Origin of the sequence: Paraburkholderia panacisoli (assembly GCF_008369935.1) — a bacterium.
GTDB lineage: Bacteria > Pseudomonadota > Gammaproteobacteria > Burkholderiales > Burkholderiaceae > Paraburkholderia > Paraburkholderia panacisoli.
Genome location: NZ_VTUZ01000065.1, coordinates 1 through 13335 on the forward strand (window position 1 = coordinate 1; position 13335 = coordinate 13335).

A 13335-nucleotide genomic window follows, 5' to 3' on the forward strand; every position below is an offset into this window, starting at 1 on the left:
CACATCCAGAGCCTGATCAATCCTCCGGGCAATCCGAAGGCGAAGTTCTTCCTCAATTCTGAATTACCGGCGAGTCCCGCCGAATGGCTCGCTACAGCCAAACCTGAAGCGGACTCATGGTGGGGCGACTGGCGACAGTGGCTCGCCGAGCGTTCCGGCGAACGCCGGCCTGCGCCAGATACGCCAGGCAACGAACAGCACCCGCCGATTGCCGATGCCCCCGGCACCTACGTCGCTGAGATGTAACGTCTGGGAACACTACGACTTTCATTCACATAACCCCTTCGGAGAATTTGACATGGAATCAAGCAACACCAAGAGTCTTTTTGCCGACTACACCCGGTTTTTCGGTCAGTTCAAGTTGCCCGGTTTCGACCTTGCCGCCATTCTGCAGCGGCGGCGCAAAGACATCGAGGCGTTCGCGGCGCTCAACGCAACCACGCTCGCGGGCTTGCAGTCGCTCGGTCAAAAGCAGGCGGACATGCTGAACTCGACGGTGACCGGCCTGCAATCGTTGGTCACCAGGCAACCGGAGACTTCGGCGCGCAAGCCTCTTGCAAACGCGGGTGAACTGGTTCAACAGGCGCTGCACAGGGTCTTGTCGAACGCGCAGGAAGTGACGAGTACGGTTTATACGACGCAGTCCGACAGCTATGCGATCGTCAGCAAGCGCGTCGCGGAGAACGTCGAAGATCTGAAGGCACTTCTGCAACCGGCGAAGTAGCGCAGTATCGCAATACGAACAGGCGCCGACGCTCTGCGCGGCGCCTCGCATGACAGTCACCCGGATAAGAGAAATGCTCAATACCCCTGAGTCTGTCTGCAACCTGCACATTCAGACAATCGATCTGGATGGTCAGACGCTGCGTGTCGGCATCCGGCGTGGCAGTGACAATTCCCCGCCCTTGCTTATCTTCAACGGCGTGGGCGCGAACCTTGAGCTGGTCGAGCCGTTTGTCTCCGCCCTGGAGGATGTGAGCGTCATTGTCTTCGACATCCCCGGCGTCGGCGGATCGCCGGTTCCGCGCGTGCCGTATCGCTTCTCGACGCTCTCGGTGCTCAGCGACAGGCTGTTGTCGAAGCTGGGCTATAAAGGGCCCGTCGATGTGCTCGGCGTATCGTGGGGCGGCGCGCTCGCGCAGCAATTCGCGCATCTGTATCCCGTGCGTTGCCGCAGGCTGATTCTCGCGGCGACCTCGCCAGGCGTCGTCATGGTGCCGGCCAAGGTATCGGTGCTCGCGAAGCTCATCGGACCACGCCGCTACACGGACCCGGCATACCTCGAAGCGATTGGCGCCGAGATATATGGCGGAGCCTATCGGCGTGACCCTGCGTTGGTGAAGGAGCACAGCCGTCATATCCGTGCACCGCGGGGTCGCGGATATCTCTATCAACTACTGGCCGCCTGGGGATGGAGCAGTTTGCCCTGGCTCGGCAGCCTGCGCCAGACGACGCTCGTCATGCATGGTACCGATGACCCGATCGTGCCTTTGGTCAACGCGAAAATTCTCGCAGCCCGCATCCGCGATGCGACGTTGTACGTCATTGACGACGGCCATCTGTTCCTCGTCGCGCGCGCAAAGGAAGTTGCTCCCGTGGTGCGAAAATTCCTCCAGCAGGAGACGAATTGAGTTGCGTCACTGACAATGACAAAAGCCGGCAAGCCGTAGCAGCCGATGAGCGCGGAATCCGAAAAGAGGCGCGTTTGAAACGCATTCGGCGAACAGCGACGTGTTTGCTGGGCGTCATGATAGTGTTGCTGCTTGTTTGCGTCCTCTTTCAAGCCGACTATCCCTGGCTCGCTTGGCCGCGAGCGTTCGCGGAGGCCAGCGCGATCGGCGCGATAGCGGACTGGTACGCCGTGGTCGCATTGTTCCGGCATCCCTTTGGTCTACCGATCCCGCATACGGCGATTATCGAACAAAACCACCATCGGATCGCAGAGAGTCTGGGCAGCTTCGTTGAGGAAAATTTCCTGACACCGGAAGTCGTCATCGGCAGGCTGAGCGGCCACGACACTGCCAAAGCGCTGGCGGATTGGCTCGTCAAGCCGGCAAACAGCCAGGCGATTGCAGACGTGGTCGCAGACTCGCTTCCTGGTTTGCTTGAAGGAATCGACGATGAGGACTTCGCGCGATTCCTCGATCGCCTTGTGATCCCACAACTGCGCACGCTCGATGTGTCGCGCATCGCGGGCAATATGCTGAAGGTCATGACCGACGGCAATCGACATCAGCCTCTGCTGGACCATGGACTTGGGGCGCTGGAGCTTTGGCTGACGAACAACGCGGGGATGCTCAAGGCGAAGTTCAGCGCGGCGTCGCGCTACACGCCTGCGCAGCTTGACGCGTACATCGTCAACAAATTCGTCGAAGGCATCATTGCGCTGCTTCGCGAGGTGGTCGCGAATCAGGACCATGAGCTTCGTCGCCAGTTCGATGGGGCGCTTCAGGATCTGATTCTGCAACTTCAGACATCCCACATCCATCGCCGTTTTGGCAAGACGTTGATGCGCGACTATGTTCGGCATTTCAGGAACGGGCGTCACGCTAGCGCGCTTCTCGACTACATCCGCACGCGCGTGACGGCCGAGGTCTATCGCGAGCAGTCGCTCGTTCGAAGCGTGAGCACCGGCGTGCTGGTTTCGCTCGGCGAGAGCATCCGGCGCTCGCCTGCGCTCCAGCAGAAGTTAAACGCGTGGTGGCTGGGTCTCGCGCACAAGCTCGTGGTGCGCTATCGGCGTCAGATCTCGGCGCTCATTATCGGCGTCGTGAAAGGCTGGAATGCCAAGGAAGCCAGTCGGAAGATTGAAGCAGAAATTGGTCGCGACCTACAGTACATCCGGATCAACGGGACGTTCGTAGGAGGTGTCGTCGGCGTTTTACTTCATGCAACCACATTGCTTGTGAGCAGGTGAAGCTCAATTTGCCCTTGAGCTCAAGCAGCAGCGCCGGGACCGGCTGCAAGCGGAGGGGCCCAAGGCAGTAACGCTGGCTCGCATGCGGCATCGCTATCCGACGCTGGTATTGATTCGGCCTTCGAACAGTTTATCGGCCAGATTCTTCAGATAGCTTGCAGGCTGCAGTACGGCGCCGCCTCTTCCTTGGCATCGCAAAACAATTCGGGTAACCAGGAGAGCGGGGCATCTGCAACGGATTATTCCAATCTCCTTGATCAAGCGCTTGAGGCCGCCCGAGCGCCATCTGGATCGAAATCGCGAGTTCGCCGCTTGCGAGGTGTGACGGCCTTTACAATACCGATTTGTCCGGTAAGAAGAGCGCCTATCGACCTTTTCTGCAGCGCGGCGCGACACACCATCTGCGCTCGCGTTCTACGACTGAGACCACCGGGCCTACGATGCGTAGAGGCCCGAAAAGGATAGCGGCAATACGACTGTTAAGCGCTCATTCGGCGTTTTGTACTGACTTGATAAGATTGTTCCGCAGCGCCACGATCGCCTTCTGCACTTTGGCGAACTCGTCTGGCGCGAGGCCAGTCGCCCCTGAGAGACTCATAGTTAGGGCTTTTTCGCGCAGCCGTCGACCGTTTTTCGTGAGCCTGACCCGCACCTGACGCTCATCTTCGGGATCGCGCTGCCTCTCCAGATAACCCATCACCTCGAGCTTCTTCAGCATCGGCGTGAGCGTGTTGGATTCGAGAAACAGCTTTTCGCCCAGACCGCTGACGGTCTGGTTGTCTTCCTCCCAAAGCGCAACGATCGTGATGTATTGCGTGTAAGTGAGCCCAAGCTCTTCGAGCATCGGCTTGTATGCCTTGCCGAACGCCAGGTTCGCGGAGTAGATCGCAAAGCACAGATAGTCTGAGAGCGGCACCGCCGCTTGGTTCGTAGTTTTCATCTGTATCCTCTTTGGCTAGAGCCTGATGTTTCACAACACATACGAAGCGTGATATATCGCATGCGATTATATCGCAATATAACGAACGTCGCGCCGCTGCCGCATAGAGTGCAGCAATCGGTTGTCACTTTCACGGGCCCAGCTATTTCCCATCGTAGAGGTCTTGCGACGGCGCCTGACTGCCGCTATGGCCGTTGCTGGTCGAGAGCGCCTTTGGCGCCGTGGTTCGCTTCAGGCCGGCACGCGATACAGGGCGCCGAGCTTGTTGCCGTCCGGATCGCGCAGATAGGCGAGATAGAGGCTGCCCAACGCGGCCCGACGCACGCCGGGCGGCGCCTCAGCCGATTTTCCACAGTTGGCGACCCCGGCGGCATGCCACCGATCGACCTGCTCGGTCGACTGGCAGGTAAAGCCGATCGTTCCACCATTGGCAGGGGTAGCCGGCTGACCATCGACCGGCTGGGTGATAATGAAAAGCGCCGTGTGGGCGCGATACACATAGCGCCGGCGCTGATCGTTGTCATCGCTGAGACCTTCTCCATAGCCGAGCGCGCCTAGCACCGCATCGTAGAAGTGCTTTGCTTTTTTCAGGTCGTTGGTGCCGACCACTACGTGACTGAACATTGTTTCCATCTTCCTTAGTCAATAAACCACGACCCATCCGATGCTGTGACCGTCGCGCATGAGGAACGAAGATGCGCCACGGCCCAGCAACGGAGGAATGCACGGTCTAGTGGTGCGCGAAGAGGCTATCGCGCGGCGTCACGGCGACATGGCTCCCCGCTTGGGACAGTCCGGAGACTGCACCGCCGTACGCCTCTTCCGAGCCAGTTACGTTGTCGCGTTCGGCGGCGACGGTTCGCATACTCTGACCGCTTTGCGACGCCGGTGCGCCAACCGAGGGCTTGTAGAAGGGGGCCGGTCCATAGCCGCCGGCGAACGCGGGTGCGGTGGCGGACGCCAAAACGGGGGCGAGCAGTGCAACGATGAGCTTGGTTCTCATGATGGGAATTCCCTAAAAAGATGTTCGGTGAGAGGCACGTGCCTCAGCGAGATGCACGTGCCTTGGCGGATCACACCGTGACGATGTTCGTGCTGATCTCGATGTTGCCGCGCACAGACTTCGAATATGGGCAGATCTGATGGGCCGCGTGCGCGATTTTCTCGACGACGTCCTTAGCCAGACCCGGCACGCGGACGGTGAACTCGGCGCCGAGGAACCACGCGGTACCGGTCTGCCCAATGTTGACCTTGATGTCCACGGAATAGTCGGGCGGCAGCGTGACCTTCTTCATCGAGGCCGCAATCCCGAACACGGTGGTGTAGCAGGCTGACCACGCGCCCGCAAACAACTTCTCTGCTGTCGGGTGCGGCTCGGTGGCGATGAACTCGAGGCTTTCAACGCCGGGCGCTGTCAGCTTGAGGTCGAAGACGCCGAACTCGCCGCGCTGGAGATTGGGGTCGCGATTGACCGTGGCGTGGGTGTTGCCTGAGGCGAGGACTTTTTCGATCTTTTCCATGATGGATTCCTTCGTGAATAAGGGTGTTAAGCGTATTTAAATAGCGTGATATGTAATCGCATGCGATACATAATGGGCGAAGATGCTGCCGATGTAAATCGTATAAGAGTTAATCGCATACGAGTTTAAGAGGACATGAGTGAGTACCATGCGTTGACCAGATTCCTCAACCATATTTTGGTGAGACCCGTATGCCTTGTCCGATCACACCGTGACGACGTTCAGGCCGACCTCGATGTTGCCGTGCACAGCCTTCGAGTACGGGCAGAGCTGATGGGCCAGGTGCGCGAGTGTCTCGACGACTTCCGTTGCCAGACCCGGCACGCGGATGGTGAACTCGGCGCCGATGCAATGCCCGGCCCCGACCGACCCAATGCTGACCTGGATGTCCACGGAATAGTCGGACGGCAGCGTGACCTTCTTCATCGAGGCCGCAATCTCGAACGCGCTGATGTAACAGGCCGACCACGCCCCCGAAAACAACTGCTCGGCTCTCGGATGCAACTCGGTGGCGATGAACTCGCGGTTTTCACCGCCGGGCGCTGACAGCTTGAGGTCGAGGACGCCGAGCTCACCGCGCTGGACATTCGGGTCGCGATTGATCGTGGCGTGGCTGTTGCCTGAGTGGAGGACTTGATCGATCTTGGTCATGTTGGATTCCTTTGTGAATAAGGGTGCTAATCGGCGTTAAATCGGATGCGATGCAATCGCATGCGTTGCATGATGAGGGAGGGGTTGACGAATGTCAATCGCAAAAGATTTAATCGCATGCGTGTGTTTGATAGGGCGAACCAGGATCCTGCAGCGGCTAGCGTGATGTCGCCTGTCTAACGCGCTGTCGCACGGGCCGCGCTGTCTCGTCCATTACCAGGGTGTAGGCCAATGAGCCATCGTGTAATCGACGCGGAGTCGGCCAGTGACGTGATTTCCAGGTGGGCAACCGACCTTTCCGGGCAAGCGCGATCCACTCATTTGCATGGTGTCTCTCTGTGTCAGGGGGCGTCAGTTCGCGACGGCTTACCGCAGGGGCAACCGCTGCTGTGGGCTCGCCGGGGGCGGTCGACCCGTCTACCCGGCACGCTCCGCAGTCCGGTGAACGGCGGTGCCGTGAACTGTCAACTTCCCAGAAATCGCCAGTAAAACCGCGCCGTACTTGACGGTATGAATATCATAGTTATATTCTTCGCTCACCCTATGCGATGCGTGAGACGTCACGAATCGTCCGACAAAAGCAGCCCGGCGCCGGTTGCGCAACGCGAATCCGTTCGCTCGCACACTTTCTTAATGGAGCACTGAAATGTCCAACCCTGCATATGACGCGGAGCGCACCGGACTGTTACTGGTCGACCCATACAACGACTTTCTCTCGGATGGCGGCAAGCTCTTTCCGATGCTTCGCGACATCGCCGCAGACGTCCGACTGCTCGACAATCTCCGCGCCGCGGTCGATACCGCGCGAAAAGCAGCTATTCAGGTTGTCTACGTCCCGCATCGCCGCTGGCAACCCGGTGATTACGACAACTGGGATCATCCGAATCCGACTCAACGTCTCGTGCAGCAGCGCCACACGTTCGCAAAGGGGACGTGGGGCGGCGAATGGTATCCGGACTTTGTGCCGCAGGAAGGCGACATCATCGTCCAGGAGCACTGGGGTCAGAGCGGGTTTGCGAACACCGATCTCGACTTTCAGCTTAAACAGCAAGGCATCACGCATGTGATCGTCGTCGGTCTGCTGGCGAATACCTGTATTGAGTCCACGAGCCGCTTCGCCATGGAACTGGGCTATCACGTCACGCTCGTGCGAGACGCAACGGCCGCTTTCACCAAGGAAATGATGCGCGCCGCACACGATCTGAACGGCCCGACTTTCGCCCATGAAATCCTGACGACGGCACAGCTGGTGGCCGCACTTCCCGCCTGATCACAAGGAACACCATGAAACTCACCGGTAATCTGTTAATTGGTGCGCAGGAAGTGTCAGCGACGGGCGGCACCATGAAGGCGCTTAATCCAGCGACGAATGTCGAGATTGAACCGCACTTTGCACTTGGCGGAATTGAAGACGTTGATCGCGCAGCACAACTCGCCGACGCTGCATTCGATAGCTACAACCGCACGAGCCTCCCGGAACGTGCCGAGTTCCTTGAGCGAATCGCCGACGGCCTCGACGTCATCACGCCGGAACTCGCGCAGCGCGCGTCACTCGAAACCGGCCTGCCGGTCGCTCAACTCGAAGGAGAAGCAGCAAAGTCGGCGGTCCAGTTTCGTCAGTTCGCGACCGTCGTCCGTCAGGGGCGCTTCCGCCAGGCAACGATCGATCCTGCCCAGCCGGAACGTCAACCGCGTGCACGGGTGGATCATCGGATGCAGAAGATCGCACTGGGCCCGGTCGCGATCTTTGGCGCAAGCAATTTTCCGATTTCGTATTCGGTCGCGGGCGGCGACACTGCGTCGGCGCTGGCCGCCGGCTGCCCCGTCATTTTGAAAGCGCACAACGGGCATCCCGGCGCATCAGAACTGATGGGGCGGGTGATCCAGCAGGCCGTGAGAGATTCGGGGCTGCATGAGGGTGTGTTTTCTCTGGTGCGAGGTGGTGGTAATGAGATCGGTGAGGCGTTGGTCGATCATCCGCTCATCAAAGGCGTGACCTTTACGGGCTCCGAAGGCGGGGGAATGGCGCTATTCCGCCGCGCGCAGCAACGTCCGGATCCGATACCGGTCTTCAGCGAAATGACGAGCGTCAATCCGACTTTCGTGTTGCCGGCTGCGCTCGCTGCGCGTGGTGGCACTATTGGCGATGGTTTTACCGAACGCATGCTCGTTACCGTCGGTCAGGCGTGCCTGAAACCCGCCATCCTGCTCGCTATCGACGGGCCGGGCTATCTCGAACTGAAGGAGGCGATGATCTCCCGCGTCGAAGCGATGCAAGCGCGCACGATGCTGACGCCTGGCATCAACGCGGCGTATCGGAAGAACGTGGAGCGTCAGAGCAACGCAGGGGCAAAGCGAATCGCAGCGGGTGGGGATCCGCAAGGTGTGTGGGACGGTCAATCGGTTCTTTTCGAGGCCGACGGCGCGCGCATGCTCGAGAGTCCTTCATTGTCGGAGGAGGTTTTCGGACCTGCTGCACTGCTTGTGCGGGTAAAGGACCAGGAGCAACTGACCGCCATCGCGAGACAGTTTCGCGGCCAGCTCTCGGCAACGATGCAAATCGATCCCGCAGATCACCCACTCGCTGCCCGCCTGCTGCCCCTTCTCGAACGTCGCACGGGGCGCATCGTCGTCAATGCGTTCGCGCATCCGCAAGAGGTTTCATACGCATCGATTCACGGCGGTCCTTTCCCTGCCACGTCGGATAGCCGCTTTACTTCTGTTGGCATGAGTGCGATTGAGCGCTTCCTGCGACCTGTCTGCTATCAGGGTTTTCCGGACGAGCTGCTGCCGGAGGCCTTGCAGCATGACAATCCTCGCGGCATCTGGCGTCTCACCGATGGCGAGTTGTCCAAAGCCTGATCGGCGGTCAGCTTGAAAGTACCGTGACAGGAGCCCGTGATCCGCGCGTGTCCCGAAGTCACGAGTTCCTCGCGCGCGAGTTGCGGCGCGATCGGGTGCTATCATTAATATGATTACCATACTGACAAGCGTTGCGATTTCGATGGAGGTTTGAATGACTGCATTGCCCGAGATGAGCGATACGCTGTGCCCGGTCGCGCGGTCTCAGGCTGTTATCGGCGACCGCTGGGCTGTGCTGATCGTGCGCGAACTGTTCATGGGCAATCGAAGGTTCGACAGCCTGCTGGCGCAGTCGCAGGCGACACCGCAGATGCTCTCGTCTCGCCTCAAACGGCTCGAAGCAGACGGCATGATCGAGCGCAAGCGCTACATGGAAAAGCCCACTCGTTACGAATACGAACTCACGGAGATGGGCCGAGCGTTCTACCCCGTCATCCTGGCGCTGCGCGAATGGGGCGAGACATGGTGCAAGTCACGGGGCGAGGACATCGCGGTGCGCTATAAGCATCTCACCTGTGGCCACGATGCCGGCATTGGTACTGTTTGCCAGGCCTGTGGTGAACCATTGCGGCGCGAAGATCTAAAGCCCGAATTGAGCGCTTCTTACGCGCAGGAGCGCGCGGCACGTCAGGACGCAGTGAAAACCGTTAAGCCTGCGTGATTCATACGCAGTACGTGACTGATTCCACACGCTCGATTGACACAATTCCCGGGGGGTAGGGCCAGAGTGGCACGAAAAATCTGCTGGTACGTCGGAGCGCATGCAACGATGGCGACCAGTTAGTCAACCGCGCAATGACTGGCCTGTCATGGCGTCGAAGATCCTTGTCGCTATGCCCAGCTTGCCAATCGGCGCGTCGAGCAATGCGTCGAGTTGACGGTCGAAGTAGTCCTCGACCGCTTTCTCAGAGCGGGCGGGTGTGTTGACCGTGCCGATTCGCGCTTGTCGAAACGACCGGCCCGCCAGGGAGGTCGCAGAGGGCGACAATTGGCGTATTGGCGCTTACGCGCATCGCGGCGTCGGCGTGCTGCCCGCGAATCCATGCCGGGACAAGGTCACGTGCCGGCAGAACTCATGTTACGGGCCCTGGCCATGAGCGATGGATCGAGGCCAGCATGCCCTCTGGAACGAGGTCCCATATCTACTGGTCGAGCGGTTGCTGCCCCGTTTTAACTGGTTCTAAATTAGTCCAAATAAGTGCGAATACACTTGAATTTTGCGGGTGCACCGGGGAAAAACGGGGATAAGTGGGCTAGATAAAAACCAGTATGGACGTAATTTATTTCCAGTTGTACATTTCACCCTAACGTTCCGGCGGGCGTGCCCGTAACTTATGAGGAATCTCAGATGTTGCAGTTGAGCGAACGCGACAAAGCGATGTTGAACGGCGATTTTGGCGTAGGACCAGCACGTGCGATGCGCATCGTTACACGGACTGCTGATGTGATGTCCGCGCCGAGTCTCATCGACATTACATCTGCGCACATTGATGGTTGCCTTTACCACGGGCAAACAAGCCTCGATTTCGTCGAATTCTTTGTCGCCGCAGGTGCCAAAGTCGCAGTTCTGACCACGTTAAACGTTGGTTCGCTTGACCTGATTCATCCCGAGCTTTATCACGGCGACCGCTCGATTCAGCGCGACGCACAAAGGCTGATGGACGCGCACCTGCTCCTGGGCTGCGAGTCGAGCTTCACGTGCGCGCCATATCAGTTGAAAAACCGGCCCGTGAAAGGTGAACAAATCGCCTGGGCCGAGTCGAATGCAATCGTCTTTGCCAATTCGGTGCTTGGCGCGAGAACCAGCCGTTATGGAGACTTTCTCGACCTGGCCGCGGCTATTACAGGCCGTGCACCGTATGCTGGCTTACACGTCGAAGAGAATCGCGCAGGACAGATTGTCTTCGAGGTTGAAGACTTCTCGCGCATGGCCTCCCGCGACATCTACTTCGCAGCGCTTGGTCTCCTCGTTGGCAAAGTAGCGGGCGCGATTGTCCCGATTATCATTGGATTGCCGCCCGACACGACCGAAGACGAGCTGAAGGCGCTGGGCGCGGCTGCCGCATCGAGCGGCGCAGTAGCGCTCTTTCACGCGGTCGGCGTAACGCCGGAGGCGCCTACGCTCGAGGCTGCCTTGCAGAACAAGGCCCCGCTGAAGAAGGTCGATGTTTCCCTTGCGGAACTCAATGACATTCGCAACACGCTCAACAATGGGCGCGAGGGCGACGAACTCGTCGCTGTTTCGCTCGGTACGCCTCACTTCTCTCTTGCAGAATTTGATCGACTGGCTAGCCTCCTCGATGCCTTTGAGGGCAAGCCCAGGTCCGACTTTTATGTGAACACGAGCCGGTTCATCCTCTGGGAGCTCGAGGAAACTGGCCTCGCTCGCAAATTCGAGGAACGAGGCATCCAGATTGTCGTCGATACGTGCACGTACATCACGCCAGTCATGAAGAAGCTGACCGGACTGGTCATGACCAATTCCGGCAAATGGGCATCTTACGCGCCGGCAAACATCGGCGTAAGCGTTGCGTACGGAAGTATGAGCGAGTGCGTGCAGTCGGCTTTCGAAGGGAAGGTGCGTTTCAATGGTTAAGAGTTCTGAAGTTTCCGTTCCGGAAAACGCCGAAGTGGCAAAGACGGGTTCCATCCTGGTCGGCGATGTTCTGGTGTCCGGCACAGCGAACGCTGAGAGAATTGTGCTTGAGAAGCCTTTGAGCTTCTGGGGTGGGTATGACTCGAACGTCGGAAAAATCATTGACCGCACACACCCGCAGGTCGGAGAGACTCTGGCAGGGAAAATCATGGTCATGGCTCACGCCAAGGGTTCTAGTTCCAGCAGTAGCGTGCTCGCCGAAGCGATTCGCAATGGCACAGGACCCGCTGGCATCGTCCTGAGGGAGCGCGACCTCATTATCTCGATTGGCGCCATCGTCGCCGTCGAGTTATACAACCTCGCTGTCCCTGTCGTGTGTCTGACGCCGTCTGCCTTCGACCAGGTCATTGCCTCGCGAGGGTCGATTCGCATTGAAGCCGGTGAAGGAATCAACGGCGCAAGGGTCTTTTTCACAGACTAGAGAGGTTTGAGCGATTGGTTCGAAAGTACGATCCAATAAAATAGTTAATTAGTACTGCAATATAAGCTGTGCTCAATCAGCTGTTGCTTGTGCGTCGCAATGGCAGGAAATCGAGGTTTTTGTTGACCAACAGGGCTCGCGGGAATGCGGGCGTTAGACAAGGAAGCATCATGAATCTCAAAGCTGCAATCGCTACGTTCGCACTCGGTGGTCTCTCAATGGCGGCTCACGCCGACCAGATTGTAAAAATCGCAATTTCCGGCCCTCTGACCGGTCCGCAAGCAGTGAGCGGGAAGGACGACGAAAACGGTCTTCGTATGGCTATCGATCAGCTCAACCAGAAGCCGATTAAGGTGAACGGCCAGGCAGTGAAGTTCCAGATGCTGTCGGAAGATGATCAAGCTGATCCGAAGACCGGTGTCCAGGTAGCGCAGCGCCTCATCGACCAACAGCCGACAGCTTTCCTCGGCCCGCAGAACTCGGGGGTGGCTATTCCTGTGTCGCGCCTGACGAGTGCAGCCAAAGTCCCGATGCTGACGGTTGCGTCGAACCCGCAGCTCACCAAGCTGGGGAACGACAATATCTTCCGCACGGGAGCAAGCGATTCCGTACTGGGCTCGTCGATGGCAACGTTCGCCGTTGAAAAGCTGCACGCAAAGACCGCAGCCGTCATCGATGACCGAACCGCTTACGGTCAGGGCCTGGCCGACGAGTTCATCGAAAAGGCGAAGTCGCTTGGACTGCAGGTGGTCGACCGCGAGTACACGAGCTCGCAGGCGACGGGCTTCCTAGGCATTCTGACGACGATCAAGGGCAAGAACCCCGACGTCATCTTCTTCGGTGGCTACGTCCCGCAAGGCGCACCGATGGCGAAACAGATGATCGCTCGCGGCGTGCGCGCCAAGCTGCTCGGCGGCGACGGCATCTGCGCGGACGACATGGCAAAGGTTGCCGGTGCAGCAGCAACCAACGTCTACTGCTCGATGAGTGGTGCGGGTCTGGACGGCACTCCGGAGGGCCGCAACTACATCGCGCGCTACAAGGCGAAGTTCAATACCGAGCCGCAAGCCTACGGCATCACGTACTACGACGGAATGCTGCTGCTAGCGAACGTAATCTCGGAGGCGCAGACTACTGACCCGGCCAAGCTGGTCCAGGCGCTGCGCAACGCCAATTTCAAGGGCGTCGCTGCGACCTACACGTTCGACAAAGCGGGCGACCTGAATAACGCGCCGACGACCGTGTTCACTTACAAGGACGGTCAAATGGTTGCGGTCAATTAACCCTCCTTGCATCAATCGGATGGCTCGGAAGCCCGAGCCATCCGAAGCAGCAATGCGCCGGTCGCGGAGGTTTAAAGGGGCGAAC

The 13335-nt window shown here is 58.9% G+C and carries 15 protein-coding genes and 1 pseudogene; 10 read left to right on the forward strand and 6 right to left on the reverse strand.

What is annotated here, in order from left to right; genetic code table 11:
* The 4 genes and pseudogenes from FVF58_RS46020 to FVF58_RS46035 all read left to right on the forward strand — a co-directional run.
* Positions 1–246 (forward strand): annotated as a pseudogene (locus FVF58_RS46020) (class II poly(R)-hydroxyalkanoic acid synthase); the annotation flags it as partial.
* 52 nt (positions 247–298) lie between these two features.
* Positions 299–724 (forward strand): phasin family protein, encoded by a 426-nt coding sequence (locus FVF58_RS46025; RefSeq protein WP_149676208.1) that lies wholly within the window; start codon positions 299–301, stop codon positions 722–724.
* 73 nt (positions 725–797) lie between these two features.
* Positions 798–1631, forward strand: a complete 834-nt coding sequence (gene phaZ, locus FVF58_RS46030; RefSeq protein WP_149676209.1) for a poly(3-hydroxyalkanoate) depolymerase — start codon at positions 798–800, stop codon at positions 1629–1631.
* A 116-nt stretch (positions 1632–1747) separates the two neighbouring features.
* Positions 1748–2917, forward strand: a complete 1170-nt coding sequence (locus tag FVF58_RS46035; protein WP_149676210.1) for a DUF445 domain-containing protein — start codon at positions 1748–1750, stop codon at positions 2915–2917.
* Positions 2918–3404: 487 nt separating this feature from the next.
* Here the strand turns inward: FVF58_RS46035 and FVF58_RS46040 are convergent, their stop codons facing one another.
* The 5 genes from FVF58_RS46040 to FVF58_RS46060 form a co-directional block, all read right to left on the reverse strand.
* Entirely contained in the window at positions 3405–3857 is a 453-nt protein-coding gene (locus tag FVF58_RS46040) for a MarR family winged helix-turn-helix transcriptional regulator (protein WP_149676211.1), read from the reverse strand.
* Between the two features lie 231 nt (positions 3858–4088).
* Entirely contained in the window at positions 4089–4481 is a 393-nt protein-coding gene (locus FVF58_RS46045) for a VOC family protein (RefSeq protein WP_149676212.1), read from the reverse strand.
* A gap of 106 nt (positions 4482–4587) precedes the next feature.
* The gene (locus tag FVF58_RS46050; RefSeq protein ID WP_149676213.1) at positions 4588–4860 is read right to left on the reverse strand and encodes a hypothetical protein; all 273 of its coding nucleotides are present in this window, start codon (positions 4858–4860) and stop codon (positions 4588–4590) included.
* 70 nt (positions 4861–4930) lie between these two features.
* Entirely contained in the window at positions 4931–5377 is a 447-nt protein-coding gene (locus FVF58_RS46055; RefSeq protein WP_149676214.1) for an OsmC family protein, read from the reverse strand.
* A gap of 204 nt (positions 5378–5581) precedes the next feature.
* A complete protein-coding gene (locus FVF58_RS46060; RefSeq protein ID WP_149676215.1) occupies positions 5582–6028 on the reverse strand; it encodes an Ohr family peroxiredoxin in 447 nt (148 codons plus the stop codon).
* 646 nt (positions 6029–6674) lie between these two features.
* Here FVF58_RS46060 and FVF58_RS46065 point away from each other — a divergent pair.
* From FVF58_RS46065 to FVF58_RS46075, 3 genes are all read left to right on the forward strand, one after another.
* Positions 6675–7298, forward strand: a complete 624-nt coding sequence (locus FVF58_RS46065; protein ID WP_149676216.1) for a cysteine hydrolase family protein — start codon at positions 6675–6677, stop codon at positions 7296–7298.
* A 14-nt stretch (positions 7299–7312) separates the two neighbouring features.
* On the forward strand, positions 7313–8890 hold the full coding sequence (locus FVF58_RS46070; RefSeq protein WP_149676217.1) for an aldehyde dehydrogenase (NADP(+)): 1578 nt from the start codon (positions 7313–7315) through the stop codon (positions 8888–8890).
* A 154-nt stretch (positions 8891–9044) separates the two neighbouring features.
* Complete coding sequence (locus FVF58_RS46075; protein WP_149676218.1) at positions 9045–9551, forward strand: winged helix-turn-helix transcriptional regulator; 507 nt, start codon at positions 9045–9047, stop codon at positions 9549–9551.
* A gap of 244 nt (positions 9552–9795) precedes the next feature.
* Here FVF58_RS46075 and FVF58_RS55075 read toward each other — a convergent pair whose 3' ends face one another.
* The gene (locus FVF58_RS55075; protein WP_425469029.1) at positions 9796–9960 is read right to left on the reverse strand and encodes a Sua5/YciO/YrdC/YwlC family protein; all 165 of its coding nucleotides are present in this window, start codon (positions 9958–9960) and stop codon (positions 9796–9798) included.
* A 278-nt stretch (positions 9961–10238) separates the two neighbouring features.
* Between FVF58_RS55075 and FVF58_RS46080 the strand changes: the two genes are divergently transcribed.
* From FVF58_RS46080 to FVF58_RS46090, 3 genes are all read left to right on the forward strand, one after another.
* Positions 10239–11486, forward strand: coding sequence for an aconitase X (locus FVF58_RS46080; RefSeq protein ID WP_149676219.1), 1248 nt, complete (start codon positions 10239–10241; stop codon positions 11484–11486).
* Positions 11479–11967 (forward strand): aconitase X swivel domain-containing protein, encoded by a 489-nt coding sequence (locus tag FVF58_RS46085; RefSeq protein ID WP_149676220.1) that lies wholly within the window; start codon positions 11479–11481, stop codon positions 11965–11967. Before FVF58_RS46080 ends, FVF58_RS46085 begins: the two co-directional genes overlap by 8 nt.
* A 170-nt stretch (positions 11968–12137) precedes the next feature.
* On the forward strand, positions 12138–13250 hold the full coding sequence (locus tag FVF58_RS46090; protein ID WP_149676221.1) for a branched-chain amino acid ABC transporter substrate-binding protein: 1113 nt from the start codon (positions 12138–12140) through the stop codon (positions 13248–13250).
* Positions 13251–13335 lie beyond the last annotated feature (85 nt).

Coding starts and splice junctions, on each gene's coding strand:
- FVF58_RS46025 (WP_149676208.1), top strand. CDS start 299: ATGGAATCAAGCAACACCAAGAGTCTTTTTGCCGACTACACCCGGTTT.
- phaZ (WP_149676209.1), top strand. CDS start 798: ATGCTCAATACCCCTGAGTCTGTCTGCAACCTGCACATTCAGACAATC.
- FVF58_RS46035 (WP_149676210.1), top strand. CDS start 1,748: ATGATAGTGTTGCTGCTTGTTTGCGTCCTCTTTCAAGCCGACTATCCC.
- FVF58_RS46040 (WP_149676211.1), bottom strand. CDS start 3,857: ATGAAAACTACGAACCAAGCGGCGGTGCCGCTCTCAGACTATCTGTGC.
- FVF58_RS46045 (WP_149676212.1), bottom strand. CDS start 4,481: ATGTTCAGTCACGTAGTGGTCGGCACCAACGACCTGAAAAAAGCAAAG.
- FVF58_RS46050 (WP_149676213.1), bottom strand. CDS start 4,860: ATGAGAACCAAGCTCATCGTTGCACTGCTCGCCCCCGTTTTGGCGTCC.
- FVF58_RS46055 (WP_149676214.1), bottom strand. CDS start 5,377: ATGGAAAAGATCGAAAAAGTCCTCGCCTCAGGCAACACCCACGCCACG.
- FVF58_RS46060 (WP_149676215.1), bottom strand. CDS start 6,028: ATGACCAAGATCGATCAAGTCCTCCACTCAGGCAACAGCCACGCCACG.
- FVF58_RS46065 (WP_149676216.1), top strand. CDS start 6,675: ATGTCCAACCCTGCATATGACGCGGAGCGCACCGGACTGTTACTGGTC.
- FVF58_RS46070 (WP_149676217.1), top strand. CDS start 7,313: ATGAAACTCACCGGTAATCTGTTAATTGGTGCGCAGGAAGTGTCAGCG.
- FVF58_RS46075 (WP_149676218.1), top strand. CDS start 9,045: ATGACTGCATTGCCCGAGATGAGCGATACGCTGTGCCCGGTCGCGCGG.
- FVF58_RS46080 (WP_149676219.1), top strand. CDS start 10,239: ATGTTGCAGTTGAGCGAACGCGACAAAGCGATGTTGAACGGCGATTTT.
- FVF58_RS46085 (WP_149676220.1), top strand. CDS start 11,479: ATGGTTAAGAGTTCTGAAGTTTCCGTTCCGGAAAACGCCGAAGTGGCA.
- FVF58_RS46090 (WP_149676221.1), top strand. CDS start 12,138: ATGAATCTCAAAGCTGCAATCGCTACGTTCGCACTCGGTGGTCTCTCA.